The sequence below is a fragment of the Haloarchaeobius lipolyticus genome (assembly GCF_051208015.1).
In the GTDB taxonomy this organism is placed as follows: domain Archaea; phylum Halobacteriota; class Halobacteria; order Halobacteriales; family Natrialbaceae; genus Haloarchaeobius.
The window spans coordinates 409,936-435,215 of sequence record NZ_JBPKGF010000004.1 but is presented as its reverse complement, the minus strand read 5'-3'; the positions used below and the strand labels follow the sequence as shown (position 1 = coordinate 435,215).

Genomic DNA, 25,280 nt, shown 5'->3' with positions numbered 1-25,280 from the left:
ACTGACAGCTATCTTCCGAGACAGTCGTCAATGTTGGGCGGTGACGTACGCGACCAGTCGGCGGACGACCGCCGGGTCGTAGGTCCAGTGACCTTCGAAGGCTCCATCCGGTGAGGCGGTCGCGTAGAATGCACAGGAGCCGTCGTCGGGCCCGGCACCCTGGAAACAGACGAACCACACTGCCCGAAGTTCTTCGTCCGCCTTGTGGACCGTCACACCCTGAATCGACGGCTCTTCCGCAGGCTCACCGTAACAGTGGACGTCGACCCCTTCCGAAGCCAGCGCCGCGAGCGGTTCGGAACGGTCGGACTCACCGGTCCAGTCGGGGATGGCGACGTGGAAGGAGCCCCCACCGGCACGGAAGGCACGTTCTTCGAACTCCCGTGTGGTCGCGAGCAGCCGGGACTCGTCGAAGCGGGTCGTCGATGCGTCCTGGAACACGTCGAACAGGCTGTCCGGCGTGGTGGCGTCGTCTCCGAGTTTCGCGGAGGACGGAAGCGGTCCGTCGATGAGCGATCTGAGCTCGTCACCCGATATCGCCGTGTGGAACTCGCCGTCGCTCGTGAGCGTCGCGAAACACGGGGCAGACGCTGAGGTCTCGTCGACCGCCACCTCCACGGTGTCGTCTCCGAAGAACGCTTCGGCGTCGGCTGCGAGCGACGAGTCGGCCGGGGCGTTGAACAGGGTGAGCGTCTTCTCGCGTCCGCGCTCCCTGTCGAGCACCTCGAGGAGCTCCATAGGTGGACAATACGTGGACACACCGTTGGTGGTACGTCCTATAGAAGTAGGGCCGCAGAATCGGTCCCCGCCGTAGCGGGGGTCAGCGCGACGTTACTTGCCCTCGAACTCCGGCTCGCCGTCGCCGAAGAACGCGTTGATTCCCTCGTGGACGTCGTCGGTACCGACCACGTGACCGAACGCCTGGGACTCGATCTCGAGCCCGGCGTCCGTGTCGTCCCAGCCCTTCTGCATCGCGCGCTTCGTGTAGCGCATCGCGATAGGCGGACCACCGGCGAGCTTGGACGCGAGGTCGAGTGCGGCCTCGTCGAACTCGCCCGGCTCGACGACCTCGTTCACGAAGCCGAACTCTTCCATGCGCTCGGCGTCGAAGTGGTCACACGTGAAGATTATCTCCTTCGCGCGGCCCATCCCGACGATACGCTGGAGACGCTGAGTGCCACCCCAGCCGGGGAGCAGACCGAGCTTGAACTCGGGCTGGCCGAACTTCGAGCGGGTCGTCGCGATTCGGAGGTCCGCGCAGGTGGCCAGCTCCATGCCACCGCCGAGACAGTAGCCGTCGATTGCCGCGACGACGGGCATCTCGATGGACTCGAGGCGACCGAACGTCTCCTGGCCGAACTTCGAGAGCTCGACCGCACCGAGCGGATCCGCGCCGCCGCCGGCGATGCTCATGAAGTCGGCACCGGCGGAGAACGCCTTGTCGCCGACGCCGGAGAGGAGAATGCCGCGGACGTCGTCGTTCTCCTCGAGCAGGTCGAGCACGGCGTCGAGTTCCTCGATGAGCTCCAGCGAGATGGAGTTCATCTGCTGGGGGCGGTTGAGCTCGACGTGGGCGACCTTCTCGGAGGGGTAGGACAGTTCGATGGTGTCGAACTCGACCTCGCCTTCGTCTGCGTCGCCGGCCTTCCCGTGGAAGCCCTCGTCGACGAAGGACTCGAAGGAGTCGAAGGGTTCGTAGCGCGGGTGCCCGGACTCCTCGTGGGCGGATTCGAGCGTGCTGAGGAGCTTGTTCAGGCCGTACTCGTCGGTCATCTTCGCCGGGCCCTTGGGCCAGCGGCCGCCGAGCTTGACGGCCTCGTCGATCTCGTCGGCGGAGGCGACGTCGTCACCGATGAGGTAGGCAACCTCGTTCGCCAGCACCGCGAGGAGGCGCTCTTTGACCTCCGCGTTCGTCTCGTCCATCGGGATGTCGGCGCCGTCGCCGTCCTCGTAGTCGTAGAAGCCCTTGCCGGACTTCTGGCCGAACTCCTCGGCCTCGACCTTCTCGGTCATCAGCGGGCACGGCTCGTACCGGTCGCCGAGCTCGTCGTGCATGTAATCGAGGACGTGGTAACCCACGTCGATGCCGACGTAGTCCGCGAGTTCGAAGCTGCCCATGGGCAGGCCGATGTCGAACTTCGTCGTCGAGTCGACCTCCTCGATGGTCGCCACGTCGTCGTGGACGAGCCAGGCGGCCTCGTTCATCAGGGGGACCAGGATGCGGTTGACGATGAACCCGGGGACGTCCTTGCGGACGCGGACCGGCGTCTTGTCCATCGACTCCGCGAGGTCCTCGGTGATGGCGAGCGTCTCCTCGCTCGTCTCCGCGCCGGAGATGACCTCGACGAGCTCCATCCGAACGGGCGGGTTGAAGAAGTGCATCCCGCAGAACTTGTCCTGGCGGTCGGTGGCCGTCGCGATCTCCGAGATGGAGAGACTGGAGGTGTTCGTCGCGAACACGGCGTGGTCCGGCGCGTGCTCGTCTACCTGCCCCCAGACATCCTTCTTGATGTCCATCCGCTCGACGATGGCCTCGATGACGAAGTCGGTGTTCTGCACGGCGACTTCGAGGTCGACCAGCGGTGTGACTCGGTCGATGGCGGCGTCGGCTGCCTCCTGTGTGATGGCCTCTTTCTCCGCGAGCTTGTTCAGGCTCCACTCGATCTTGTCGTACCCATCCTCCACGAGTTCGTCGTTGATGTCACGGAGGTTCACGTCGTAGCCGGCGAGCGCGGCCACTTCCGCGATACCGTGGCCCATGTTCCCCGCTCCAAGAACTGTGATAGTGTTGACTTCGTCCAACTCCATGTTGGAAACGTCACGTGGCTACTGTTTCAAGGTTTCCCCTGGCAGAATACAGAACTCTTGTTGAGTTTATCACGGGTTACATAGATTTTTAACCCACAATTAGTTATTAGTTGTTCATGGACTTCGCACTCTCAGACGAGCAGAAACAGATTCGCGACGAGGTCCGTCGCTTCGCAGAGAACGAGATCATTCCGAACGCGGAAGAGTACGACGTCGAGGAGAAGTTCCCCCACGACATCGTCAAGCAGGCAGCCGAGATGGGGCTGACCGGTCCGTACATCCCGATGGACTACGGTGGCGCGGGCTACTCCATCCTCGACACGACCATCATCGTCGAGGAGCTGTTCGCCGCCGACCCGGGCATCGCCCTGTCCATCGTCGCGTCCTCGTTCGGCTGCGAGGCCATCATGGAGTTCGGTTCCGAGGAACAGAAGGAGGAGTACCTCGAACCCGTCGCACTCGGTGAGAAGATCTCCGGCGCGGCCATCTCCGAGCCCGACACCGGCTCCGACGTCTCCAGCGTCTCCACCACCGCCGAGAAGGACGGCGACGAGTGGGTCATCAACGGCAACAAGATGTGGATCACGAACGGGACCGTCGGCGACTTCTTCGTGATGCTCTGCAAGACGGACCCCGAGGCAGAGGGCCGCTACAACGGCTTCAGCCAGATAATCGTCGAGTCCGACCGCGACGGATTCAAGAGCGATAAGATCACGGGCAAGCTCGGCATCCGCGCGTCCGACACCGCCGAACTCATCCTCGACGACGTTCGCGTGCCCGAGGAGAACCTCGTCGGGACCCGCGGCATGGGCTTCCTCCAGCAGATGCACTTCTTCGACCAGACCCGGACCGCCGTCGCCGCACAGGGCGTCGGTATCGCGAAGGGTGCCTCCGAAGCCGCACTGAAGTACGCACAGGAGCGCGAGCAGTTCGACCGTCCCATCTCGGACTTCCAGGCCATCCAGCACAAACTCGCCGAGATGCACACGAAGACCGAGGCTGCACGGAACCTGACCTACAAGGCCGCCTGGAACGTCGACCAGGACAACGACATCACGAAGCTCGCCTCGATGGCGAAGGAGTTCGCCTCGCAGGTCGCCGTCGACGTCGCAGACGAGGCGGTCCAGATTCACGGTGGTGCGGGCTACGTCAACGACTTCCCCGTCGAGCGGTTCTACCGCGACTCGAAGATCACCCAGATCTACGAGGGTACGACGGAGATCCAGAAGAACATCATCGCCCGCGAGCTGCTCGGCAAGGGCTTCTGACAGACAAACAAAGGTATCAGCCTCCGCAAACGCCGTTTTCTACAGAATCTCGTGTGATTTATACGGGCGGAATACATCGGACTCGCCGATGGCAGAGATCGAATCGTTCGATGACGATGCGGAGCCTGATAGTCCTTCTCTGACGTTCAGAGGGGGCCGCATCGCGAGTACCGTTCCACTCGCCGTGTTCGTCGCCTGGGCCATCTTCCAGAGCGGCGTCCTCGGGGTCGGCGACACCAGCGGGCTGGTCGTCGGCATGTTGTTGGGTCTCGTCGCCGGGATGTTCCTGGTGAAGGGCCCATGGAAAGATTATGCAGACGCCATCTTCGATGGCATGACGAAACGTGTTGCCGCAACAGCGGTCGTCGCCTGGCTCTGGGCCGGGATGTTCGCGAACGTCCTGCAGGCAGGACAGTTCGTAAATGGTCTCGTCTGGGCCGCCGACATCCTCGAGGTGTCTGGCGCGCTGTTCCCAGCGGTCACATTCATTCTCGCCGCACTCCTCGCGACCGGTATCGGGACCGGTTACGGGACGGCGATCACGTTCACGACCGTCGTGTTCCCTGCCGGCGTCCTGCTCGGCGCGAACCCGACTCTTCTGTTCGCCGCGATTCTCTCTGGTGCCGTCTTCGGTGACAACCTCGCGCCGGTCTCCGACACGACCATCGTGAGTGCCGTGACCCAGGACGCCGACATCGGTGGCGTCGTCTCATCGCGGCTGAAGTACGCACTCGTCGCCGCCGCGCTGGCGTTCGTCGCCTACATCGTCGCGGGAATGTCGATGTCCGGTATCGATGTCTCCGGGTCCGGGACGAGCCTCGCGAGTGAGGCGAACCCGATCGGGCTCGTCCACCTCGTCTCCATGGGTGTGGTCATCGTGACGGCAATCAAGGGCCGCCACATCATCGAGGCGGTCTCCTGGGGTCTCATCACGGCCATCTCGGCCAACCTGCTCCTGGGACTGTCGACCGTCTCCGACCTCATCGTCTTCCGGGCACCCGCCGAGACGAGCCTCGCCTCCGAACTGACCTGGCTGCCGTTCGTCCAGGTCGCCGGTCAGGGTGAGTCCGTCGCGGTCGATGGGGCGATTTACGGCGGTGCCGTTGGGTTCTTCCCGCTCATCGTCCTGACGCTACTCATCGTCGCTGCGGCCGAGGTCATGATCCGCGGCGGTGGCTTCGCGGCCATCCAGGACTTCCTGCTCGAGAAGGTCGCGACCACCGTCCGTCGCGCAGAGGTAACGATGGTCCTCGGCACGGCGCTCATCAACGGGATGATCACCATCAACACCGCAGCCGAGATCGCCATCGCTCCGTACATCGCGAAGATCGGTGGCCGGTTCAACCTGAACGGCTACCGGCGGGCGAACGTCCTCGACGCGAACACCTCCGCCCTCGGGTACATCTTCCCGTGGGGTGGTGGTCTGCTCGCGGGCTACGGCGCGATGACCGGACTGGTGAAGTCCGAGCCGTGGTTCACCCAAGAGATGCTCGTCAACCCCGTCACCGTCTGGCCGTACGTCTTCCACGGCTGGTTCCTGGTGGGGGTGTTCGTCTTCGCGGCCCTCACCGGCTACGGCCGTGAGTACGTCCACGACCGTCAGTCCGCGGAGGTGGAGCGCGTATGAGTCTGTTCTCGTCGGTCTTCGCCGGCTTCGGACTCCGCTCGGCCACCCCCGAGTTCCAGAAGGGTGAGACGATAACCGCGTTCGTCACGGGCGTCGACGACGGGGATGCGATCGTCCGCATCGGCGACTCGCACCTGCGGGTCACGGGCGTCGACAACGCCGCATCGCTGGTCGACGAACGGGTCGAACTGCGCGTCGAATCGTTCGACGAAGGCAATAACCTCGGCGAGGCGACCCTGCTCGAGGTCATCCCCGGGCGCGGAATTTAACCCCGGCGACCCCCTCTTCTTCGGCGTGTCCGCGAACGACCCATACGAACGGTTGCGCGACGACCCCCACCTCGGACCGCTCGTCGCGGAGCACGGCGAGCTGTCGGTCGAACCCCACCCCGACCCCTTCGAGCGGCTGGTCGTCTCCATCGTCAACCAGCAGCTCTCGACCGAGTCCGCGGCCGCCATCCGGGAGCGGCTGTTCGACCGGTTCGAGGTGACGCCAGTCGGCTTACTCGGTGCAGACGAAGACGAACTCCGGGAGGTAGGCCTGTCCGGCCAGAAGATACGCTACGTCCGGAACGTCGCGGAACGGTTCGAGGACGGACTCTCGGTCGAGCGGCTCCACGAGCTCGACGACGACGCGGTCGTCGACGAGCTGACCCAGATAACCGGCATCGGTGACTGGACGGCGAAGATGTTCCTCATGTTCTGCCTCGGCCGCGAGGACGTGTTCCCCGTCGAGGACCTCGGCATCCGCCGCGGGACGGAGCAGCTGTTCGGCGACTGCAGCCGGGCCGAGATGGTCGACATCGCCGAGCGGTGGCGGCCGTACCGGAGCTACGCGAGCCGGTACCTCTGGCGGGCGGTCGACTGAACCGACGCTGCCTGTTCCGGCGAAATCCCCGACCGGCGGAGCAGGAGCGCTCGGGGTCGGAACACACCGACAGGAATCACACCACCTATCCTGTTCCACGTCGAGTCTTCCGACAGATGCCATCCGTCGACGAGCCGACGCCGGTCATCGACCAGCACGAGGGCGCGCCATGAGCGGCCGCAGGGAGGGCCCGCCATGAGCGGCCGAACCGACTTCGTCGCAGGCGCCCGGGAGGCCGCACCGATTCTCCTCGGAGTCATCCCGTTCGGGCTCATCGCAGGCGTGAGTGCGCTCGAGGCCGGACTCGACCCGCTCCACGCCGTCGGCATGTCGACCATCATCTTCGCGGGTGCGTCGCAGCTCGCCGCCATCGACCTGCTCGGTCGCGACGCGCCAGCCGCCGTCGTCGTCCTGACCGTGGTGGTCGTCAATCTCCGGATGATGATGTACAGCGCCTCCATCTCCCCGTACTTCCGCCCGTTCTCTCGGGGCTGGAAGTGGCTCTGTGCGTATCTCCTGACCGACCAGGCCTACGCCCTCTCGCTCACCGAGTTCAGGGAGACCGCTCGCGAGGAGCGAAGCCGGAAGTGGTACTATCTGGGTGCCGCGGTCACCCTCTGGGTCGTCTGGCAGGCGGCGACCATCGGCGGCGTCGTCCTCGGGGCCAGCCTCCCGGCCGGACTCTCGCTGGAGTTCGCCGTTCCGCTGACGTTCATGGCGCTTCTGTTCCCGGCGTTGAAGGACCGGTCGACGTGGACCGCCGCCCTCGTGGCGGGGGCCGTCGCGATTCCGGCGACGCTGCTCCCGTTCGACCTCGGACTGGTGGTCGCCTCGGTACTGGGAATCGGTGCCGGGTTCGCGGTTCACCGGCTGGACGACCGGACGGCCGAATCCACCCGAGACGACTCCGTGGGCGACGGAGGTGCGGAGCCGTGACCAGCTACGCCGACGGAACCGTCTGGACGATAATCGTGGCCGCCGGCATCGGGACGTTCCTCATCCGGCTCTCGTTCATCTTCCTGCTCGGACGGGTCGACGACGTTCCGGACGTCGTCGAGACCGTCCTTCGGTTCGTTCCGGCGGCGGTTCTGGCCGCACTTGTGGTCCCCGCACTTGTCGTGACGAGCGGGTCGGTCGAACTCGCCTCCGAGCCCGCGGAACTCGCGTCCGCACTCGCGAGGACCGTCGGCTCGTTCGAACTCGTCTACGAACCAGCGAAGGTCGTCGCCGCCGCCGTGGCAGCGGCCGTCGCGTGGCGAACGGAAGACGTGCTCGCGACCATCTCGGTCGGCATGGTGACCCTGTGGGTCGTCCAGACACTGGTCTGAAAGCCGGCCGCTCGTAATTATCGCCGGAAGTGAATGTCATGATACCGAAACGCATGACGAACCAAGGCCTTATTTTAAACGTTTTGGCCATGTTTCGACATATGCGCTCGTACCCGCCCCGAAGTGGGGGAGAAAGACAGTCAAACAGGAATTCATGGCAACGAAACAGACGATACGGCCGCCACCGGATCAGTCGAAAGCACTGGGACCGACGAACGAAGAACTGTTCGAGGTACTCTCGAATCAGCGACGCAGGCAAGCTCTCTACTATCTGCTCCAGCGTCGCGACGGCGGAACGACGAAGCGGGAGCTCTCTCGTCAGCTCGCCGCGTGGGAGACACAGCAATCTCCCGAGATGGTCTCGTCCGAAGAACGAAAGCGAGTCTACATCGCGTTGCACCAGACACACCTTCCGAAGCTGGAGGATGCTGGACTCGTCGAGTACGACTCGTCGACGGGGGCCATCGAACTGACCGACGCGTGTGACGACCTCGATGGACTCTTCGATACAGCCGAGGAACAACCGGTCTCCTGGAGCAAGTACTACCTCGGACTCGGCGTGGTCTGTCTCTCGGTCGCGGGTCTGGTCGCGCTCGGAGTCAGTCCGTTCGCAGACCTCGACGGACTCATCTGGGCGGTGGTGTTTCCGCTCCTGTTCGTCACGACGGGTGCGGTCCACTACTGGAAGCGGGGCGACGACCAGATACTCGACGAGGGGCGATTCAGATCGGGCGGCGAGTCGAACGAAGAGTCCGAATAACGACGACTCCGCCTCCGCTACTCCATTACCTCTTCTTCTTCCTCTCGCTCGTCTCCGTCGTCGCGGTCGACGCGCTTCGAGACGTCTACCTGGTAGTTCTTCAGGATATCACGGCCGAGCAGGACGGGATAGTCCATGTGACTCCGGTCCTCGACGCTGGCCGTGACCGTATGCTGGTTGCCGCCGACGCCGACCACGAGGTCGACGACCGGGCGGGACTTACCCTGTTTCAGGCTGCCCGATTTCACGCGCATGACGGACTTGATGGGGCCGGCACCGATGTCCGCGGCGAGACCCGTGTCGATGCTGGTCCGGGTCGCACCCGTGTCCGACTTCGCGAGGACCGTCTTCGAGTCGGAGGTCCCGGAGACGACGACCTCCTCGGTGTAGCCGACGACGACCGGCTTGTCCGGCTTCTGCTGGGTCTCGCGGGGGGCACAGGACGGCCACGAGTCGTCGAGCGTCGCCGACAGCTCGCGGACCCGTTCCGTGTCGACCTTGCCGCCTGCCCGCTCGATGGCCAGCTGGGCGATGTACGGTGCGGGCGAGCGACCGGTCGCCTTGTACAGCCCCTTGAACCCGGCGGTCGGGTTGACCTCGAGGACGTACCAGCCCTCGTCGCCTTCGACGATGTCGACGCCGGCGTAGTCGAGACCGACCACGTCGGCCGACTTCTTCGCTATCTCGCGCACCTCGTCCGGCAGTTCGCCCGTCGCGTCCTCGACGTCGCCGCCCAGTGCCACGTTCGTCCGCCAGTCGCTGTCCGGCGCGTACCGGTACATCGCGCCGACTATCTTGTCGCCGACGACGTAGACGCGCAGGTCGCGGTGTCGCTCGCCGTCGCGGTCGATGAGCTTCTGGAGAAACGCGTACCGGTTGCCGACCTTCGCGTTGACGCGCTCGTCCGGGCCGACCTTCCAGGTGCCGCCGCCGTGGGTGCCGATAGCCGTCTTGTAGACGGCCTCCTCGCCGAACTCGCTTCGTGCCGCGTTGAGTCGGTCGCCGTTGAGGGCGAGCAGCGCTTCGGGGACGCGGATGCCGTTGTCCGCGAGCGCAGCGGCCGTCGCTATCTTGTGTGTGGCTCGAAGTGTCGTACTCGGTTCGTTGAGCATCGGCCGCAGACTGTTGAGAGAGTTCGCAAGACCGAGTTCTTCACACGGCTGTTCCGTGTTCGATAGCAGCATCCGGTTCGCGATGACGTCCACGTCGGGTTCGAGAGTGACACCGTCTTCTTTGATACGGATAGTCGTGTTCTCCTCTCGCATCCACTCCGGCTCGTGACCAAGGTCCTCGACCGCGTTACAGATCGCCTTCGACTCCTTGCTGTTGTGAAGGCTGAGTACCCCTACTCGAACACTCTCAGAATCAACCATACCGAATCAACTCGCGGGTGGTCCAAAAACGTTGCCAGTCACGCTTTCGACTGGTAGCGGGTTACACGCTACAGGTACGAGGCGTCCCACCGCGTCGGCTTCCTGCGGTTCTCGCACTCGTTACAGACGACTTCGCCCATGCTGCTCATCGCCGTTTCGAACGATTGACAGGCCCCACAGAACCAGCCGTACTTCTGGTCCCGGTCGTCGTCCGTGTAGGCCTGGTAGAAGGGACCGTTCGAACCCCGGTTCGACTCGCTGTAGCTGACGTAGACGGGTCCGTCTTCCGTGTCGTACTCGTCGAGCGTCTCCCAGTCGGTCTCGTCGTCGCTCTCGGCCCTGATGAAGACGTTCTCCGTCAGCTCCGTCCCGGATATCTCGACGGTTCGTTCGCTGGCGTGTTCGTACCCATTGGCCTCGTAGAAGTCGTTCCCGAGTTCGTTCCCCTCGAGGACGACACCGGAGAGCTGCCCCGCACCCGCATCGAGCAGTTCCTCCTGTGTCCTGACGAGCAAGCGCGCGCCGATTCCGCGGTCGCGGGCGTCGGGGTCGACGTGGAGCCAGACGATACGACCCTCCGCAGGCGTCTCACCGAATATCTGGCTCTGTGAGAAGCCGACGATGCCGTCGTCGTCTTCGGCGACGAGCAAGAGCGTGTCCTCGGCGTCGAGCTGGTCCTGAAGCGCATCCGACGCGTACCAGGTACCGACCGCTTCGTCGATGCTCTCTGCATCGAGGAACGACTCGTACGTCTCGTGGAGCGACCGGTTCGCGATGTCACGGATAGCGTCGAAGTCAGCGTCGGTAGCTGGGCGAATCTCCATGTTCGTGGGTACGGAGTCATCGCTTATAACGTCCCGGCCGAGGTATCGTCGTCCGGCGAGGAGACAGGCTTGCAGACGCACACTCCTTTATAGCATGGGCACTGAGGGCCAGTATGACCAGTGAGGAGGATTCGGCCGACGCGAACGAGGCGTTCACCTATATCGGTGGGAAGGTGGCGCCCGGCGAGTCGGCGAACATCCGCTACGGTATCAGCGAGACGTATCTCGGTGACCCGGTCAGGATACCCGTCACCATCATCAACGGGGAGAAGCCGGGTCCGACGCTGTTCCTGTCTGCGGCGGCCCACGGCGACGAACTCAACGGCATCGAGGTCGTCAGGGAGGTCGCTCACGAGTGGGAACTCGAGGACCTGCACGGCTGTCTCGTCTGTCTCCCCGTGCTCAACGTTCCGGGCTTCCTCGCCCAGCAGCGGTATCTCCCCATCTACGACCGCGACCTGAACCGCTCGTTCCCCGGCCGTGAGGACTCGACGAGTGCGAAGCGGATGGCACACCGCATCTTCACGAACTTCATCGAACCGTGCGATCTCGGCATCGACCTGCACACGTCGACCCGGGGCCGGACGAACATGCTCCACGTTCGCGCCGACATGGACGACCCAGACGTGGCACGACTCGCGAGGGCCTTCGCGACGAACGTCATCATCGGGAGCGACGGACCGGAGGGGACGCTTCGACGAGAGGCGTCCGACATCGGCATCCCGACCATCACCATCGAGATGGGCGAGGCACACCGGTTCCAGCGCGACCTCATCGACCGTGCACTCGACGGCGTGCGGAGCGTCCTCGCGGAGTACGGGATGCTCAAAGCCGAGGCGGTCCGCTGGCCGGGCTGGCGGACCATCATCGAGGGACACGGCGAGAAGACCTGGCTCCGGGCCGACGCGGGCGGCATCGTCGACATGCACTTCGAGTCCGGTGCGCTCGTCCACGAGGGCGACCGAATCTGCACCATCACGAGTCCGTTCAAGACGGACAACGAACCCATCTTCGCCCCGTTCACCGGCGTCATGGTCGGGGTGCTGGAGAATCCCGTCGTCTATCCCGGTAATCCGCTCTGTCACATGGTCGAACTCGACCAGAGCACGCTCCGTGCCGTTGAGCGCGAGCAGTCTGCACCGCCGGACACGCACCCGAAGATGGCCTGAGAGAAGCGGCCACGGCAGGGGCAGGTAGGAACTTTCTTTAAGATACGCTCCAACCCTCCGAACTGAGAGTATGAGCCAGTCTTACAATCGCGGCCTCATCGAGGACTTCAGTCGCTGGAAGGAGTTCTCGGCCGGGATGTGGGCGTGGATATTCCACAAGTTCACCGGATGGGTTCTCATCGGATACCTGTTCACCCACATCGCCGTGCTGAGCACTGCCATCGAGGCGTCGACGGCGTCACAGAGCGCCATCAGCCAGGGAACCGACGTGTACTCCCAGACGCTGGGAACGCTGGAAGGCATCTTCATCGTCCGCCTGCTGGAGGTCGGCCTTCTCGCAGTCGCCGTCTTCCACATCCTGAACGGCATCCGTCTTCTCCTGGTCGACCTGGGTATCGGCCTCGACTCGCAGGACAAGACCTTCTACGCCTCGCTCGTGCTGACGGGCGTCATCGTCGTCGCGAGCGTCCCGACCTTCCTCGCCGGACTCGGAGGTGCCTGAAATGAGTACTGGCGCACCTACCTCGTTCGAGCGTGGCGGCTGGGGCTGGCTGTTCCAGCGCATCACTGCGGCGTTTCTGGTCGTGGTGCTCGCGTTCCACTTCTTCCTGCTCCACTTCTACCACCACGCCTTCGAGATCACCTTCATGGGCACGCAGGCCCGGATGCAGGACGTCGGCTACTTCGCCACCATGTGGCTGTTCCTCGTGACCGCGACGTTCCACGGGGTCAACGGCATCTACAACGCCCTCGTCAACCAGGGCATCAGCGGTGGCCAGAAGACCGCGATGAAAGGCGTGCTGGCACTCGCCGGCTTCCTGCTGGTCGCACAGGGCACCAGAGTCGCACTCGTCATGAACGGATTCCTCTAACATGAGTACGAAAGTTCCAGACGCAGAGACCGAGACGGAGACCGACGCCGAACAGCCGGCCGAGTCGCAGGGGCAGTCGCCCCAGGACAAGCGCATGGCCGAGAAGGCACGCAAGAAAGCGTTCCGCGACGCCCAGAAACAGGCCGAAGACGACCTGAAGGCCGCCGAGGAGACCTACCACCTCAAGGTCTTCCGGTACGACCCCGAGGTCGAGGACAAACAGGAGCCACGATTCGACGACTTCTACGTTCCGTACAAGAAGGGGATGACCGTCCTCGACGCGCTCATGTACGCGCGAGACCACTACGACTCCTCGCTCACCTTCCGTCACTCCTGTCGGCAGGCGGTCTGTGGCTCCGACGCGATGTTCGTCAACGGGCGGCAGCGCCTGTGCTGTAAGACCCAGCTCAGCGAGCTGTCCGAGCCGGTCCGCATCGAGCCGCTTCCGCACCAAGACGTCGAGAAGGACCTCGTCGTCGACATGGAGCACTTCTACGACCAGATGCACGCGGTCGAGCCGTACTTCCAGTCGGAGAACCTCCCGAAGGAGGAGCAGCGCCAGACCCGCGAGAACCGCGAGAAGATCAAGATGTCTACCCGGTGCATCTGGTGTGGCGCGTGCATGTCTTCGTGCAACATCGCCGCAGGTGACAACGAGTACCTCGGCCCGGCGGCCATCAACAAGGCCTACCGGTTCTACATGGACGAGCGCGAGGACGAGGAGGAGCTGAAAGAACACCGTCTGCGCATCCTCGAGCAGGAACACGGCGTCTGGCGCTGTCAGACCCAGTTCTCCTGCACCGAGGTGTGTCCGAAGGACATCCCGCTCACCGAGCACATTCAGGAGCTCAAGCGCGAGGCGGTCAAGCAGAACCTGAAATTCTGGTAATCAACGATGTACGAACACGACGTACTGGTAGTCGGTGGCGGCGGCGCGGGTCTCCGCGCGGCCATCGCCGCACACGAGGAGGGAGCAGACGTAGCGATCGTGACCAAGCTCCACCCGGTCCGCTCGCACACGGGTGCGGCGGAGGGGGGCATCAACGCGGCCCTGCGTGACGCCGACAGCTGGGAGGACCACGCCTACGACACGATGAAGGGCTCGGACTACCTCGGCGACGCGCCCGCCATCGAGACGCTGGCGCAGGACGCCCCTGACGAGGTCTTCCAGATCGAACACTGGGGCATGCCGTTCTCTCGCGAGGAGGACGGTCGCGTCTCCCAGCGTCCGTTCGGTGGCCTGTCGTTCCCGCGAACGACCTACGCGGGCGCGGAGACGGGACACCACCTGCTGCACACGATGTACGAGCAGGTCGTGAAACGGGGTATCCAGGTCTATGACGAGTGGTTCGTCACGAACCTCGCCGTCACCGACGAGGAGAAACCCGAGGACCGCTCCTGCCACGGCATCGTCGCCATCGACGTCCAGACCGGCAACGTCGAGGGCTTCAAGGCAAACAAGGGCGTCATCCTGACGACCGGTGGCCCGGGACAGGCGTTCGACCACACGACCAACGCGGTCGCCTGTACGGGCGATGGCTACGCGATGGCCTACCGCGCGGGCGTCCCGCTGGAGGACATGGAGTTCGTCCAGTTCCACCCCACGACGCTGCCAAGCACGGGTGTCCTCATCTCCGAGGGTGTCCGCGGAGAGGGTGGTATCCTCTACAACGCGAACGGCGAGCGGTTCATGTTCGAGTACGGCTACGCGAACAACGACGGCGAGCTCGCCTCGCGTGACGTGGTCTCTCGCTCCGAGCTGACGGAGGTCAACGAGGGTCGCGGCTTCGAGGACGAGTACGTGATGCTCGACATGCGCCACCTCGGCGAAGAGCGCATCATCGACCGACTCGAGAACATCCTCCACCTCGCGGAGGACTTCGAGGGCGTCGACGGCCTCGTCGAGCCGATGCCGGTCAAGCCCGGCCAGCACTACGAGATGGGCGGCATCGAGACGAACGAGCACGGCGAGACCTGCATCTCGGGCCTCTACGCAGCGGGCGAGTGTGCCTGCGTCTCGGTCCACGGTGCGAACCGCCTCGGCGGGAACGCCCTGCCGGAGCTCATCGTCTTCGGCGCCCGAGCCGGCCGCCACGCAGCCGGTGCCGACCTGGGCGAACCCCAGATCGAGACGGGCGAGCGCGGCGACATCGAGTACGACGAGACCGAACTGCCGTACTTGCCCGGCGAGGTCGACATGGAGGGTCCGCAGACCCACGCCGCGGCGACCGACGGCGGGGCCGTCGCCACCGACGGCGACAGCGTCCTTTCGGCCGCGGTCGAACGCGAGCGCGAGCGCGTCGAACAGCTGATGGAGAAGGAAGACGGCATCCAGCACTCCCAGATCCGTGCGAAGCTCCAGAAGACGATGACCGAGAACGTCAACGTCTTCCGCGAGGAGGAGGGCCTGAAGCAGGCGCTCAAGGACATCCGCGAGATTCGCGAGGCCTACCAGGACGTCTACGTGGAAGACCCCTCCCGGACGTTCAACACCGACCTCCAGCACACCATCGAGACGCGCAACCTCATCGACATCGCGGAGACCATCACGCTCGGCGCACTCGTCCGCACCGAGTTCCGCGGCGCCCACTGGCGCGCAGAGCACCAGGAGCGCAAGGACGACGAGTGGCTGAAGCACACGCTCATCGGCTGGCACGAGGGTGAGCCGACGGTCTTCTACCGGCCGACCATCCTCGAAGGCGAGAGCAAGAAGTACGAGCCGAAGGTTCGCTCGTACTGAACCGAAGGCGTATTCCTTCTCGACCGACCTGTTTCCGACTGGATGTTACTCACAGGGACGGTCGTCGTCGATTCGGAGACCGTCATCGACGACGGCGCACTGGTCGTCGCGGACGACCGGATCGAGGCGGTCGGCGAGCGTGACGCCATCGTCGCCGAGCACGGGCACACCGAGGACGAACGACGCGAGTACGACGTCATCGCCCCCGGACTCGTCGGGGCGCACGTTCACTCGGTCCAGAGTCTCGGTCGCGGTATCGCGGACGACACCGAGCTGCTCGACTGGCTGTTCGACCACGTCCTCCCGATGGAGGCGTCGTTGACGGCCGAGGAGATGGAGGTCGCGGCGACGCTCGGCTATCTCGAGTGCATCGAGAGCGGGACGACGACGGTCGTCGACCACCTTTCGGTCGCGCACGCGGACCGGGCGTTCGATGCCGCAGGCGAGGTCGGTATCCGCGGTCTGCTCGGGAAGGTCATGATGGACAAAGACTCCCCCGAAGGGCTGCAGGAGGACACCGACGAGGCCCTCGCAGAGAGCGAGCGACTCGTCCAGGAGTACCACGGCTCGTTCGACGACCGCATCCGGTACGCCGTGACCCCACGGTTCGCGGTCACTTGCTCCGAGGAGTGCCTCCGTGGCGCGCGCGAACTCGCGGATAGCTACGACGGTGTCCGAATCCACACACACGCGAGCGAGAACCGCGGCGAGATAGAGACGGTCGAGGCGGAGACGGGCAAACGCAACATCCACTGGCTCCACGAGGTCGGTCTCACGGGCGAGGACGTGGTCCTCGCACATTGCGTCTGGACGGATGAGACCGAGCGCGAGCTGCTGGCCGAGACGGGCACGCACGTCACCCACTGCCCGTCATCGAACATGAAGCTCGCGAGCGGCGTCGCGCCGGTCCTCGACTACCTCGACCGCGGCGTCAACGTGGCCCTCGGCAACGACGGGCCGCCGTGCAACAACACCCTCGACGCGTTCACCGAGATGCGCCAGGCCAGCCTGCTCCAGAAAGTCGAACACCTCGACTCGACGGCGATGCCCGCCCAGCACATCTTCGAGATGGCGACGCGGAACGGTGCGAAGGCGGCCGGCTTCGAGCTGGTCGGCGAGCTTCGAGAGGGCTGGAAGGCGGACGTCGTCGGCCTGACGACCGACGTGACGCGAGCGACTCCCGTCCACGACGTGTTCTCCCACCTCGTGTTCGCCGCCCACGGCGACGACGTGGTGTTCACCATGGTGGATGGCCACGTGCTGTACGAGGACGGCGAGCACCGAGGAACCGACGCGGCGGCGGTCCGGTCGCGGGCACGAGAGATCGCTGCCCGATTCAACTGACGGATAGTGAACTGGTCTGGCACCGACCGCCCGTCACGAGGGGAGTGCTCTATCTTCCATATAGTCGGTTTGGGGTCCGGAAAAGACGGGTCTCGGGAGTCTGTGTCGGTTGAGTGGGCTCGAACTCGACGGCCGGTACTGATTCTACGTTATTGAGAATTATATCTTGTTTATATAATTCGAGCCGACATCTATTGAGTCGGAGGAGACGATTACAATGGCAACGAACGAGATTTCAGTCGGAAGCAACACCTTCGAGAGCAAGCTGGGCGGGATAACCGTCACGGGGAGGGCACACAGCCTGAGTGCGTGGTTCGTGCTTTCGCTGCGCCTCATGATGGGCTACGCGTTCTTGCACGCGGGCTGGGACAAGATCGTCGCGGCCGAGCCGTTCAACGCGAAGGGATACCTGCTCTTTGCGGCAGGTGCGAACGGGAACCCGCTGGCGGAGATGTTCGTCTGGATGGGCGAGACCTCGTGGCTTGTCTCGTTCGCGAACGTCGCCGTGCCGTGGGGTGAGCTGTTCATCGGTCTCGGCCTCCTCGTCGGCGCGCTGGTCCGCCTCGCGGCGTTCTTCGGCGCGTTCCTGATGGCGATGTTCTACTTCGGGAACTGGAGCGTCGAACACGGCGTCATCAACGGCGACTTCGCGTACATGCTGGTGTTCCTGGCGCTCGCCGCGTTCGGTGCGGGCCGGATCCTCGGCCTCGACGCGATAATCGAGAACTACCAGGTCGGCGGACAGGCACTCATCGAGCGGTACCCGAAACTCGACTACATCCTCGGCTGAGCCGGGGGGCCTGCCCCCGAGTATCTTCTTTCTGTCGCACGTTCACCTGTCGCCGCTCGAGACGAAGTGACTGGACCGGCGACTGCACCGTCAGCACGTAACAACGACGACCAGCACAGATACCGAGTCGCTTTTGACCTACCCTCCGCTAGGGCTACCCGTGCTATCGGTCGAGTTGCATTGTCACTCGGAACTCTCGTACGACGGCTACGACCCCGTCGAGCTCATCCTCGAACAAGCCGCAGCAGTCGGCCTCGACGCGGTGGCAGTCACCGACCACGACGAGATCGACGCGAGTCTCGCCGCCGTCGAGAAGGCGCCCGACTACGGCCTCGTGGGTATCCCGGGGATGGAGGTTACGACCGCCGCAGGTCACGTCCTCGCGCTCGGTGTCGAGGAGAAGGTCCCGGCCGGGATGCCGTTCGACGACACCCTCGATTACGTCCGCGAGCGTGAGGGCATCGCGGTCGTCCCGCACCCCTTCCAGGAATCCCGGAGCGGGGTCATCGAGAACATCAGCCAGGAGCAGCTAGCCACCGCCGACGCCATCGAAGTGTACAACTCCCGGCTGCTGACCGGCCGGTCGAACCGGCAGGCGGAACGGTTCGCGCGCGAACACCAGCTCCCGATGACCGCGGGAAGCGACGCCCACATCAGCGAGATGGTCGGGCAGGCGGTGACGCGAGTCGGAACGAACGAGCAGTCGGCAGACGCGATTCTCAGTGCCATCGAAGACGGTCGGACGACCGTCGAGGGCAAGCGGACCCCGTGGCGAATCAGCTTTCAGCAGGCAGCGACGGGGGCGAAACGACGCGTGAAGAACCGGCTGCACGACATCCTTCTGTGACGCTCTACGGGGCCGACCCGGCTCTCGTCAGACGTGCCATCGAGAACGGTGAGTCTCTACCGGGAACTGCCGGGTTCGCGGGTGAGCTCGACGGCGCTCTCGTTCGCGACGTGCTCGGCCGCGTGCCGCTGTTCAGAGACGGGAAGTCGGACGAGTGGGACACGCGACCGGGCGAACTCGACGACCCCCGGCGGGTCGACCCGGGCATCCACTCCGTCGACGACGATTCTCATCGATCGTGGTCGCTCCCGGACCCGGCCCCCGAGACGGACCGGCGACGCGCGGTCGAGACGGTCAGACGCGGCATCGAGGCCAGCGTCGGTTCCCTCCAGACGGAGGGTGAAACCGCGGTCGCGTTCTCGGGCGGGGTCGACTCGGCGCTCGTCGCCGCCCTCCTCGATTCACCCTGTTACGTGGTCGGTTTCCCCGATAGCCACGACGTCGACGCGGCACGGACAGCGGCGCGGGCGATGGACGTCGAACTGACCGTCGTCGAGCTCACGGCGGACCGACTCGAGCGAGCGGTTCCGCGAGTGGCCCGGGCTATCGGACGGACGAACGCGATGGACGTCGCCATCGCCCTGCCGCTGTTCGTTGTCGCCGGACGAATCGCGGCGGACGGCTTCGACCGACTCGCGGTCGGGCAGGGCGCCGACGAGCTGTTCGGCGGCTACGCGAAGGTGGCGAAGGCACCCGACGACCCGCGCGTCGGCGCGGAGACGATTCGCGGTGCTGCCCGCGAGATGGTCGGAACCCTGCCCGACCAGCTGGAACGGGACGTACTCGCGATCCGGGCGGCCGGCGTAGAACCCGTCGCCCCGCTGTTGCACGACGCGGTGGTGTCGGCGGCCCTCCAGTTGCCGGAGGAGCTACTGGTCGACGCCAGGGGCGAACGGAAGGTCGCGCTTCGGCTCGCCGCCCGCGAGTGGCTTCCCGACCGCGTCACGTTCCGCGAGAAGAAGGCGGTCCAGTACGGCAGTCTGGTCTCTCGCGAACTCGACCGCCTCGCCCGGCAGGCGGGGTTCAAGCGGCGGATGACCGACCACGTCTCCAGTTACGTCGAATCCCGCATCGACCCGGACACGTGACCCCCGACGCACGTTCCCCGACGGAACGAAATCACGTTCCGCCGGGCAACCCGGTGGTTCCCCGGTTACCCCACTTCAGCGCGGCGTTATTCGTCTGGATGATGTAGGTCTCTCGGGGAGAGAATCCATGAACGCAGAACAGCGACTGAGCCGACGGCTTCTGCTCCGGACGGTGGGCGTCGGCCTGGGCGCCGTCGCCGTCGGAAGCGATGGTGTGGCCGCGTCGTCGCGACAGCAGGGACACGACCAGACGTGGCCTCGACCGAGACCGTTCCCGCGCCCGACGAGTACGCACCGCGGACTGGTCCGGTACCGGCGCGACCGGGGGACCTGCCACTGGCACTGGAACCTCCGAACCCGCCGCTGGGTCCGTCACTGCCACCGTGGTGGGCAGTACCGTCACCCTGTCCAGCGCTCCGGTGAGGACCCGAACTCGCTCCAGTGGGTCGGCTGTCGCCAACGCCCGGATTACCACGTCCACGGTGGACCGGGCCGTCGGCGGCGGCTCATCTACCACATCCACCGGCGCGGCTGCCGGCCCCACGACCATCAGTGGGGTCGTATCGTGCCCGTCCGGGACCGTCCGGGACAGAGGCGGGGGGTCCCACCCGTGCGGCGACCGCGGGGAGGGGACCGGTACGGTCGTTCACAAACCCGCTGACGGTCCGATAGGTGAGCGCAGGGAAACGGGCGTACCAGCACGAAATCACGTTTCGTTGAACAACTCCGTGGTTGCTCCGTAACCACCGTATAGCGCGGCGATTTCCGCCGCCGTGGTCTACGTCTAGCGGGGAGTGAACATGCACCGATACCATCGACTGACTCGCCGTACGCTTCTCCGAACGGTCGGAATCGGAGCGTCGGCTCTGGCGGTCGGAACCGGGACGGCTGCCGCGCTGACACCGTCGACGGGAGTACAGCCGCAGAACGGAGACTCGGATTCGAACGGAGACTCGGACCCCTATCCACGCCCGTACCCGTATCCTGAACCACGACCACGGCCGTACCCGTATCCCGAGCCACGACCACGTCCGTACCCGTACCCCGAGCCACGACCACGTCCGTACCCGTACCCTGAGCCACGACCATCCAACGGCTGGCTCACCGGCTACCAGCGTGGGCGTCGGCCGACCTGTCACTGGCACCGTAACCGCCGTGGCCGCTGGATACAGCACTGTCACAGCGGTGGCTGGCAGCGTCACCAGCACCGGCCCTCCGTCGGCACCCGGCGCACCTGGGAGTGGGGACGTTGCGTCCGGCAGCCGCGGACCCATCTGCACCGCGGCCGTGGCGGGAGAGTCCTCGGCCACAGCCACGCGGACGGCTGCCGTCCGCACCGGCACGTCGGCGGTCGAATCGAGTGGCTCCGCCCGCGGTTCCCGCGTCCGGACCGTGACCGGTTCCCCCGCCCGCGACCGAACCCGGACCCTGGTCCGCGGTTCCCCGGTCCGCGGCCCGACCCATCGCCGAACGGTGGCCTGTACCGGTGAAATCGCCCACGCTGACGGCCCCGTTTTTCCCGTTCTCCTCGCCTCGCCACGCGGCTGGTCGTCTCTGCGTGACGGAACGCCTATTGTCGCGTAGTCCTCGACTCGAACTGTGCGAACGCGAAACCGCTACCTCGTCGGTGCCGTGATTCTCCTCCTCGGTGTGGGTCTCGTCGGGGCGAGCTTCGTCCAGCCCGACGAGTGCGACCAGGCCGTCGCGATCTCGGTGACGGAACTCTCGGAGCCGAACGGGACCGTGACGGAAGCAGGAAACCTCTCGGAGCCGGTTCAGCTGGCGTTGCAGACCGCCATCGAGGAGGACCGACCGGGGTTCGTCGAACCGGGACAGTACGGGACGGATATCGACAACTCGACGGTTCAGTTCGAAGGGCAGTACTACTGGGTGACCACTGACGACGTCGAGAAGTGCGGCGGCGGCCGGGACGACCTGTTCCTGCTCGTCGGCTTCTGGGTCGCGGTCATCGGGATGACAGTGCTGGCGCTGGTCGGACTCGCGGACTTCGGAAAAGACTACTTCCCGACCGAGGACGACGTTCGCTGACGCGTCAGGCTGGCTGCTCGGCTTCCAGCAGTTCGTGATACCGGTTGCGGATGGTGACCTCGGAGATATTGGCGACCTCAGAGACCTCGTTCTGGGTGACCTTCTCGTTGGTCAGCAGCGACGCCGCGTAGACGGCTGCCGCGGCGAGCCCAACCGGCGACTTGCCGGAGTGCAGGCCCTCTCGCTTGGCCGTCTCGAGCAGCTGACGGGCGCGGCGCTCGGCCTCGTCGGATATCTCCAGTTCGCTGGCGAAGCGGGGTACGTAGCTGACCGGGTCCGCGGGCTGTATCTCGAGGTTCAGCTCCCGGACGACGTACCGGTAGGTTCGGGCGATCTCGTCGCGCTCGACGCGAGAGACGTTGGTGACCTCGTCGAGGCTACGCGGGGTGCCCGCCTGGCGCGCTGCCGCGTAGAGCGACGCCGTCGAGACGCCCTCGATGGAACGGCCGGGGAGCAGGTCCTCGCTGAGGGCGCGGCGGTAGATGACAGACGCCGTCTCGCGGACGTTCTTCGGAAGGCCGAGCGCGCTCGCCATGCGGTCGATCTCGCCGAGCGCCTGCTTGAGGTTGCGCTCCTTGGAGTCGCGGGTGCGGAAGCGCTCGTTCCAGGTGCGGAGGCGCTGCATCTTCTGGCGCTGATTCGAGCTGAGTTGACGGCCGTAGGCGTCCTTGTTCTGCCAGCCGATGTTGGTCGACAGTCCCTCGTCGTGCATCATCTTCGTCGTCGGCGCACCGACGCGGGACTTCTCGTCCTTCTCGGCAGCGTCGAACGCGCGCCACTCCGGACCGCGGTCGACGGAGTCCTCCTCGACGACGAGCCCACACTCGGCGCAGACGGTCTCGCCGTGCTCGTCGTCGTTGATGAGGTCGCCGCCACACTCCGGGCAGTGAAGCTTCGTCTCCTCTGTTTCCTCTGTGTCTGTGCGACTCGTTCGCGTCTCGCTGGTCTGTTGACGTCGGATTCTCGTATCGGTCATAGTATGGGGGCCCTCGGGGGATGGGTTCGAAAACGGGCGCTCGTATCTATCTGTTGTGATGCCGCCGACTTAAATTCCAGGGGTAGAATGCTTGGACTGCCGGTAAAATATCTGCAGATTCGAAAACGTTCGTTATCGATTGGGGAATTTCGTGGTTCCCAACCGACACGAGCGGGGGCAGGCTCCGGGCCAACAGTATCGAAACCCTTACTCGGACCAGTCGAGTCCTTCCGACCATGAGCGACACGTCCGCCACCGCAGAGGACGTCCGTCACGTCGCGGACCTGGCACGGGTCGACCTCGACGACGACGAGGTCGACGAGTTCGCCACGCAGTTCGCGGATATCCTCGACTACTTCGATGCACTGGACGAGGTGCCCGAAGTCGAGCGTGAGGCCGACCTCGTGAACGTCATGCGTCCCGACGAGACGCGCGAGTGTCTCAGCCGAGAAGACGCACTCCGAAACGCCGAGGAGACAGAAGACGGCTTCTTCAAGGGGCCGAACGTCTCATGAGCGGCATCTTCATCACCGAGACGGAACTCGAGGGTGACGACGACGGGCCGCTGGCCGGGAAGCGCATCGCCGTCAAGGACAACATCTCCACGGAGGGCGTCCGCACGACCTGCGGCTCCGCCATGCTGGACGACTACGTCCCGCCATACGATGCGACCGTGGTCGAGCGGCTGAAGGACGCCGGTGCGACCATCGTCGGCAAGGCCAACATGGACGAGTTCGGGATGGGGACGACGACGGAGACGTCCGCGTTCGGCCCGACAGAGAATCCCGTCGCCGAGGGCCACGTCCCCGGCGGCTCCTCAGGTGGTTCCGCCGCCGCTGTCGCCGCGGGCGAGGCCGACCTCGCACTCGGCTCCGACACGGGTGGCTCCATCCGCTGTCCGGCCGCCTTCTGTGGCGTCGTCGGCATCAAGCCGACCTACGGGCTGGTCTCGCGCTACGGCCTCGTCGCCTACGCGAACTCGCTGGAGCAGATCGGCCCGCTGGCACCCGACGTCGAGTCTGCCGCCGAGCTACTGGACGTCATCGCCGGTCCGGACGAGCGCGACGGGACGACCCGCGACGAGGGTGCCGACTCGAACTACGCGGCGGCGGCCGACGGCGACGTCGAGGGACTCACCATCGGCGTCCCCTCCGAACTCGTCGAAGGCGCCGACGAGGGCGTCAAGGCCCAGTTCGAGGCCGCACTCGAGGAGCTCGAAGCACAGGGTGCTGAGACCGTCGACGTCTCGCTGGAATCCGTCGAGTACGCCGTTCAGGCGTACTACGTCATCGCGATGTCGGAAGCGTCCTCGAACCTCGCCCGGTTCGACGGCGTCCGGTACGGCCACTCCGGCGGCTACGACGGCAACTGGAACGAGGTCTTCGGCAAGGCCCGCGAGGAGGGCTTCGGTCCGGAGGTAAAGCGACGCATCCTCCTCGGAACGTACGCCCTCTCCGCCGGCTATCACGACAAGTACTACAAGAAGGCACAGGACGCTCGCGCGTGGGTCCAGCAGGACTTCGACGCGGCGTTCGAGGAGGCGGACGTGCTCGCCTCCCCGACGATGCCGGTCCCGCCGATGGAGCTGGGCGAGAGCCTCTCGGACCCGCTGAAGATGTACCTCGCCGACGCGAACACGGTTCCCGTGAACCTCGCGAACCTGCCCGCCATCTCGGTCCCGGCTGGCGAGACCGACGGCCTTCCGGTCGGCCTACAGCTCGTCGGGAAGCGGTTCGACGAGGAAACGATCATTCGAGCGGCGAGCGCGCTGGAGGACTAACGTCCGCACGAGCACTGCGAGTGCGGTTCTCCGGCAGCTTGCCGCCGGCTTTTTGGCCGAGCTTTTTGGCCGAGCTTTTTGGCCGAGCTTTTTCGAGGAGCGGTCGACTGTGTCCACCCGACGGGAAGAAGGGGGGACTGGAAAGAGGGCGGACTGGAAAAAGGTGGGGACGAGCATTCGAGCTTCGATGTCTCCTTCACCATTAATTTTTTATTGACACTCCGGCCGTGTAACTGGGTTCCACAACCGGTAACACCACCTGAGGACCCACAATCCTTATGTCACTCCTCATGTATTCTCCTGCAAGAACTGCCCCGTGGCTGGATGCCGGGGCAGCGTGATCAACAATGCGAATCTCGAAAGACACGGACGTCGAGTTCGACGAGTTCTCCCGAGCCTGTGACATCGTCGAGGAGTACTACGGCGACCTGCTGGAGGAGGTCGCACTGCACGCTCCCGTGTCGCACAGACAGCTCGTCGCGGTTCTCGCCCGGGCACAGCTCTCGGGTCGAGGACTCGGACCCGAGACGCTGGAGGAGGAGGGCGACATCGTCTACCAGTCGAACGACGAGACGCTCCTGTGGCTCGACGGTTCGTTCTGGCGGCAGCTCCGCGAGAACCACAACATGTCGCCCGACGAGGGGCGGGCGGCCCGAGAGGTACACCGGCGCATCATCGAGGCCATCGACGGCGACGTCGGATACTACAACCGGGAACGGGACCCGTTCGTGCTCATCGAACGGCGGCACCCGACGGCGTAAGAGAAACGA

General features: G+C 65.1%; 25 protein-coding genes. 20 read left to right on the top strand and 5 right to left on the bottom strand.

Going from position 1 to position 25,280, the window contains the following annotated elements:
- Positions 1-27 precede the first annotated feature (27 nt).
- Together ACSC1Y_RS14560 and ACSC1Y_RS14555 are read right to left on the bottom strand one after the other, a co-directional pair.
- Positions 28-738, bottom strand: coding sequence for a hypothetical protein (locus ACSC1Y_RS14560; protein ID WP_435335644.1), 711 nt, complete (start codon positions 736-738; stop codon positions 28-30).
- A gap of 93 nt (positions 739-831) precedes the next feature.
- Positions 832-2,808 (bottom strand): 3-hydroxyacyl-CoA dehydrogenase/enoyl-CoA hydratase family protein, encoded by a 1,977-nt coding sequence (locus ACSC1Y_RS14555; protein ID WP_435335643.1) that lies wholly within the window; start codon positions 2,806-2,808, stop codon positions 832-834.
- Between the two features lie 116 nt (positions 2,809-2,924).
- Between ACSC1Y_RS14555 and ACSC1Y_RS14550 the strand changes: the two genes are divergently transcribed.
- The 7 genes from ACSC1Y_RS14550 (at position 2,925) to ACSC1Y_RS14520 (ending at position 8,658) form a co-directional block, all read left to right on the top strand.
- Positions 2,925-4,076 (top strand): acyl-CoA dehydrogenase family protein, encoded by a 1,152-nt coding sequence (locus ACSC1Y_RS14550; RefSeq protein ID WP_435335642.1) that lies wholly within the window; start codon positions 2,925-2,927, stop codon positions 4,074-4,076.
- Between the two features lie 88 nt (positions 4,077-4,164).
- Entirely contained in the window at positions 4,165-5,703 is a 1,539-nt protein-coding gene (locus tag ACSC1Y_RS14545; RefSeq protein WP_435335641.1) for a Na+/H+ antiporter NhaC family protein, read from the top strand.
- Positions 5,700-5,972 (top strand): DUF7513 family protein, encoded by a 273-nt coding sequence (locus tag ACSC1Y_RS14540; protein WP_435335640.1) that lies wholly within the window; start codon positions 5,700-5,702, stop codon positions 5,970-5,972. Before ACSC1Y_RS14545 ends, ACSC1Y_RS14540 begins: the two co-directional genes overlap by 4 nt.
- 25 nt (positions 5,973-5,997) lie before the next feature.
- Positions 5,998-6,570: a DNA-3-methyladenine glycosylase family protein gene (locus ACSC1Y_RS14535; RefSeq protein ID WP_435335639.1), complete on the top strand. Its 573-nt coding sequence runs from the start codon at positions 5,998-6,000 to the stop codon at positions 6,568-6,570.
- 195 nt (positions 6,571-6,765) lie between these two features.
- A complete protein-coding gene (locus tag ACSC1Y_RS14530; RefSeq protein ID WP_435335638.1) occupies positions 6,766-7,506 on the top strand; it encodes an AzlC family ABC transporter permease in 741 nt (246 codons plus the stop codon).
- On the top strand, positions 7,503-7,898 hold the full coding sequence (locus tag ACSC1Y_RS14525; protein WP_435335637.1) for an AzlD domain-containing protein: 396 nt from the start codon (positions 7,503-7,505) through the stop codon (positions 7,896-7,898). The genes ACSC1Y_RS14530 and ACSC1Y_RS14525 overlap by 4 nt, the downstream gene beginning before the upstream one ends.
- 154 nt (positions 7,899-8,052) lie before the next feature.
- Positions 8,053-8,658, top strand: a complete 606-nt coding sequence (locus ACSC1Y_RS14520; protein ID WP_435335636.1) for a DUF7344 domain-containing protein — start codon at positions 8,053-8,055, stop codon at positions 8,656-8,658.
- Positions 8,659-8,675: 17 nt separating this feature from the next.
- Here ACSC1Y_RS14520 and ACSC1Y_RS14515 read toward each other — a convergent pair whose 3' ends face one another.
- Positions 8,676-10,031, bottom strand: a complete 1,356-nt coding sequence (locus ACSC1Y_RS14515) for an ATP-grasp domain-containing protein (RefSeq protein WP_435335635.1) — start codon at positions 10,029-10,031, stop codon at positions 8,676-8,678.
- Between the two features lie 68 nt (positions 10,032-10,099).
- The gene (locus ACSC1Y_RS14510; RefSeq protein ID WP_435335634.1) at positions 10,100-10,855 is read right to left on the bottom strand and encodes a GNAT family N-acetyltransferase; all 756 of its coding nucleotides are present in this window, start codon (positions 10,853-10,855) and stop codon (positions 10,100-10,102) included.
- A 113-nt stretch (positions 10,856-10,968) separates the two neighbouring features.
- Between ACSC1Y_RS14510 and ACSC1Y_RS14505 the strand changes: the two genes are divergently transcribed.
- The 10 genes from ACSC1Y_RS14505 to ACSC1Y_RS14460 all read left to right on the top strand — a co-directional run bounded on the left by ACSC1Y_RS14505 (position 10,969) and on the right by ACSC1Y_RS14460 (position 21,754).
- Complete coding sequence (locus tag ACSC1Y_RS14505) at positions 10,969-12,024, top strand: succinylglutamate desuccinylase/aspartoacylase family protein (RefSeq protein ID WP_435335633.1); 1,056 nt, start codon at positions 10,969-10,971, stop codon at positions 12,022-12,024.
- 70 nt (positions 12,025-12,094) lie between these two features.
- Positions 12,095-12,526, top strand: coding sequence for a succinate dehydrogenase, cytochrome b556 subunit (sdhC, locus tag ACSC1Y_RS14500; RefSeq protein WP_435335632.1), 432 nt, complete (start codon positions 12,095-12,097; stop codon positions 12,524-12,526).
- A 1-nt stretch (position 12,527) separates the two neighbouring features.
- Positions 12,528-12,896, top strand: a complete 369-nt coding sequence (locus ACSC1Y_RS14495; protein ID WP_435335631.1) for a succinate dehydrogenase hydrophobic membrane anchor subunit — start codon at positions 12,528-12,530, stop codon at positions 12,894-12,896.
- Between the two features lies 1 nt (position 12,897).
- Positions 12,898-13,785 (top strand): succinate dehydrogenase/fumarate reductase iron-sulfur subunit, encoded by an 888-nt coding sequence (locus tag ACSC1Y_RS14490; RefSeq protein ID WP_435335630.1) that lies wholly within the window; start codon positions 12,898-12,900, stop codon positions 13,783-13,785.
- A 6-nt stretch (positions 13,786-13,791) separates the two neighbouring features.
- Positions 13,792-15,636 (top strand): FAD-binding protein, encoded by a 1,845-nt coding sequence (locus tag ACSC1Y_RS14485; RefSeq protein WP_435335629.1) that lies wholly within the window; start codon positions 13,792-13,794, stop codon positions 15,634-15,636.
- Between the two features lie 42 nt (positions 15,637-15,678).
- Positions 15,679-16,980, top strand: a complete 1,302-nt coding sequence (locus ACSC1Y_RS14480; RefSeq protein ID WP_435335628.1) for a 5'-deoxyadenosine deaminase — start codon at positions 15,679-15,681, stop codon at positions 16,978-16,980.
- Between the two features lie 217 nt (positions 16,981-17,197).
- Positions 17,198-17,770 carry a DoxX family protein gene (locus ACSC1Y_RS14475; RefSeq protein WP_435335627.1) on the top strand — a complete coding sequence of 191 codons (573 nt, stop codon included), beginning with the start codon at positions 17,198-17,200 and terminating at the stop codon, positions 17,768-17,770.
- Positions 17,771-17,930: 160 nt separating this feature from the next.
- A complete protein-coding gene (locus ACSC1Y_RS14470) occupies positions 17,931-18,617 on the top strand; it encodes a PHP domain-containing protein (protein ID WP_435335626.1) in 687 nt (228 codons plus the stop codon).
- Positions 18,614-19,705, top strand: coding sequence for an asparagine synthase C-terminal domain-containing protein (locus ACSC1Y_RS14465; RefSeq protein ID WP_435335625.1), 1,092 nt, complete (start codon positions 18,614-18,616; stop codon positions 19,703-19,705). The genes ACSC1Y_RS14470 and ACSC1Y_RS14465 overlap by 4 nt, the downstream gene beginning before the upstream one ends.
- Before the next feature lie 1,599 nt (positions 19,706-21,304).
- A complete protein-coding gene (locus tag ACSC1Y_RS14460) occupies positions 21,305-21,754 on the top strand; it encodes a DUF7979 domain-containing protein (protein ID WP_435335624.1) in 450 nt (149 codons plus the stop codon).
- Positions 21,755-21,758: 4 nt separating this feature from the next.
- Here ACSC1Y_RS14460 and ACSC1Y_RS14455 read toward each other — a convergent pair whose 3' ends face one another.
- Positions 21,759-22,730, bottom strand: coding sequence for a transcription initiation factor IIB (locus tag ACSC1Y_RS14455; protein WP_435335623.1), 972 nt, complete (start codon positions 22,728-22,730; stop codon positions 21,759-21,761).
- 236 nt (positions 22,731-22,966) lie between these two features.
- Between ACSC1Y_RS14455 and gatC the strand changes: the two genes are divergently transcribed.
- The 3 genes from gatC (at position 22,967) to ACSC1Y_RS14440 (ending at position 25,271) form a co-directional block, all read left to right on the top strand.
- A complete protein-coding gene (gene gatC, locus ACSC1Y_RS14450; RefSeq protein ID WP_435335622.1) occupies positions 22,967-23,245 on the top strand; it encodes an Asp-tRNA(Asn)/Glu-tRNA(Gln) amidotransferase subunit GatC in 279 nt (92 codons plus the stop codon).
- A complete protein-coding gene (gatA, locus tag ACSC1Y_RS14445; RefSeq protein WP_435335621.1) occupies positions 23,242-24,510 on the top strand; it encodes an Asp-tRNA(Asn)/Glu-tRNA(Gln) amidotransferase subunit GatA in 1,269 nt (422 codons plus the stop codon). The genes gatC and gatA overlap by 4 nt, the downstream gene beginning before the upstream one ends.
- A gap of 347 nt (positions 24,511-24,857) precedes the next feature.
- Positions 24,858-25,271, top strand: a complete 414-nt coding sequence (locus tag ACSC1Y_RS14440; protein ID WP_435335620.1) for a DUF8048 family protein — start codon at positions 24,858-24,860, stop codon at positions 25,269-25,271.
- The last annotated feature ends 9 nt before the right edge of the window (positions 25,272-25,280 follow it).